Origin of the sequence: Elstera litoralis, assembly GCF_000963705.1 — a bacterium.
GTDB classification, from domain to species: domain Bacteria; phylum Pseudomonadota; class Alphaproteobacteria; order Elsterales; family Elsteraceae; genus Elstera; species Elstera litoralis.
The window spans coordinates 1-2464 of sequence record NZ_LAJY01000261.1 but is presented as its reverse complement, the minus strand read 5'-3'; the positions used below and the strand labels follow the sequence as shown (position 1 = coordinate 2464).

At 63.6% G+C, this 2464-nt stretch carries 2 protein-coding genes; both read right to left on the bottom strand.

Translation table 11 applies throughout. The features are described from left to right. Positions 1–153: 153 nt before the first annotated feature. Entirely contained in the window at positions 154–942 is a 789-nt protein-coding gene (locus VZ95_RS28210; RefSeq protein WP_198148227.1) for an acyltransferase, read from the bottom strand. 50 nt (positions 943–992) lie between these two features. After that, positions 993–2464, bottom strand: a 1472-nt coding sequence (locus tag VZ95_RS10845; RefSeq protein ID WP_198148226.1) for an O-antigen ligase family protein, incomplete at its 5' end; no start/stop codon positions are given.

Genomic DNA, 2464 nt, shown 5'->3' with positions numbered 1-2464 from the left:
TTTGTCATCACCCGCGCCGCATCGGACCAGCGCGGACGCCGCAGCCCGAGCGAGTTCACCCACAAAATCCGGTCGCCCCCCTTCAGAAGCGCGCGGGCGAGATGTTGGGTGCTCGACGGCCAGCCGCCCCAATCCTCCCCAAACATCACAAGGTCAAGCGTCATGATCGAACCCTCCGGTCTCCGTTCCCGGTAAAGCCCGGATCACTTTTGCGGGAACCCCGCCCGCCAGCACATTCGAGGGCAAATCGCGCGTCACAACGCTCCCCGCCGCCACGACCGTTCCACGCCCGATACGCACGCCCGCGCAGACCGTCACCCCGGTCGCGAGCCACACGCCCGGCTCCAGCACGATGTCCCCCACCTGATCCTCGGTATCGGGCAGGCCCTGGGCGCGATCCGTTGGGTTCAGCGGATGGCCGGGATAGCCCGCCAGAAAATTTCGCCCGGCGAGGCGCACATCGTCGCCAATCTCAACCCGCCGCCCGACGGCAATCGTGGTTTGCCAACCAAGATCGACATTGCGACCGATGGTCAGCATCGGTGCGGGGCTGCCCGCAGCGCCATGAACCCGGCCCGTAATCGTCACTTGGCCCGACATGCGGCAGGCGTCGCCCATCTGCACCCGCACCGGCCCCAAGAGCAGCGGAAGCCCGCCGTAAAGATACAGTCCGCGCCCGCTGCCCCGCTCCAACCGGGCGCGCAGCAGGGGCGTCCACCAGAGCGCGCGGGTAAGACTTGCGCCGAGGTTTCGACCGCCGAGCCATAGGCTCCAGAGCGCGCGATGCACGCCGGGAATAACGGGCATTTGGGCGGATCGGCTCGCATACCAAAGCGCGCGCACCCCGCGCGCTAACGGGTGATCGGCCGTCCTGGCCCAGCGGCGCAACTCGCGCAACGACGGTCGGGCCTTGGCCTCGGGGGTGAGCATCTCGATCGACATCAGAATCCTCCAATCAGGGATAGTCTCCCTGTGCAGGCTTGGGGCCAGTTTTAGCGGGTTGAAACGGCAGGATTTTCCGAGGTCGGGGCCGCCGCCGTCGCGCTTTCAGTTGCGTTTTGCATCACCTGATTTGCGTAACGCGCAATCGCCGCCGTCAGCGCGATTTGGATATAGAAGGGCCAGGTGAAACCTTGAGTGAGGAAGGTTCCCGCGACGCAGCAGGCCGCCAATCCCGCCACCAACGCCCGCCCCATCGCGCGGGCGTTCGGCGAGACGCCGGGCGTTCGATCCAGAATCCGCGAGGCTTTGAGGGCCGAGCGCAGGCTAACGACGATCATGCCGATAAAGACCGCCAGACCGGGAAAGCCGGTTTCGCCCAAAACGCCGAACCAAGTGCTATGCACCGCATGGTTCTTCCCGTCCCAATGGCTGCTGTAGAAATAATAATTACTCAGAAAATTATCGAGCCCAACGCCAGTCAGCGGACGGGTGATGGCCATTTGGGTAGCGGCCCCCCAGGCGTAAATCCGCCCCATCGCCGACTCGTCAATACCGTCTTCCGCCGCCCCCCCGGAGGAGCGGCCCGAAATACCGGCGGCGGCAAATAAGACCAACATCGCCACACCGCCGACCGCCCCGAGCAGCAGCTTGGATTTGACCAACCGCAGACCGAAAATACCGAAAACGGTCATGATCCCCAGCAAACCACCGCGCGACTGAGTGGCCAAAATCGCCATCAGAACCGCAACGACGGCCACCGCGCCGAAGAGATTGGAGAGCTTGCCCAATCCCTTGGTTGTTGCCAACGACACCGCAAAAGCCATCGGGAACAACAGTACCAACGATAAATCATTCGGGTCCCCAAGGACGGATTGCATATCGCGCCCAATCGTTACCCGCGTGCCTTCAACGAGGCCGATGCCATTGGCCTTGTTGGAGAGCGTGACATAGGAAACCGCGAGCCCGGCCAGAACCAAGGCGCGGGAGGCGCGGGCAAAATGCCCCGGCTCGGTCGTCAGCCACGCAATCGCCAGGGTCATAATGCCGATTTTCACGTAAGTCGCGGTCCAATAGGCAAGGGCGAGCGGCTTATTGCTGGCGAAGATGACGCCCACCGTCACCAACCCGAAGAAGGCCGCAAACCAGCTCAGTTCCCGCGACCAATAGGGTTTTAGCCGCCGTGTGCCGAAGAAATGCCAAACCAGCACCCCCAGCGTCGGAATCGCCAGCAGTTGCGGAATGCGCAGTGGCATGAGCACGGGAAAAGCTTCGTGAATACGGAAGAAGGAGAAAATGACAAAGCCGAGGCACAGCAAAAACGGCACGCGCGTCGCCATCACCGCCGCCGGAATCGCCACCGCGAGGCCGAGCATCACTACCGGGTTCGGCAGGGCAAACAGCGGCAAGACCGATAGAAGCTCGCGCCCAAGGCAAGACTGACGGGGGCAAGGCGGCTCATGGCGTTCCCACTTCAAATCAAACCCGGCCCCGTCGAGAGGGGGAAGCGCGCGTGCCCGCCCCC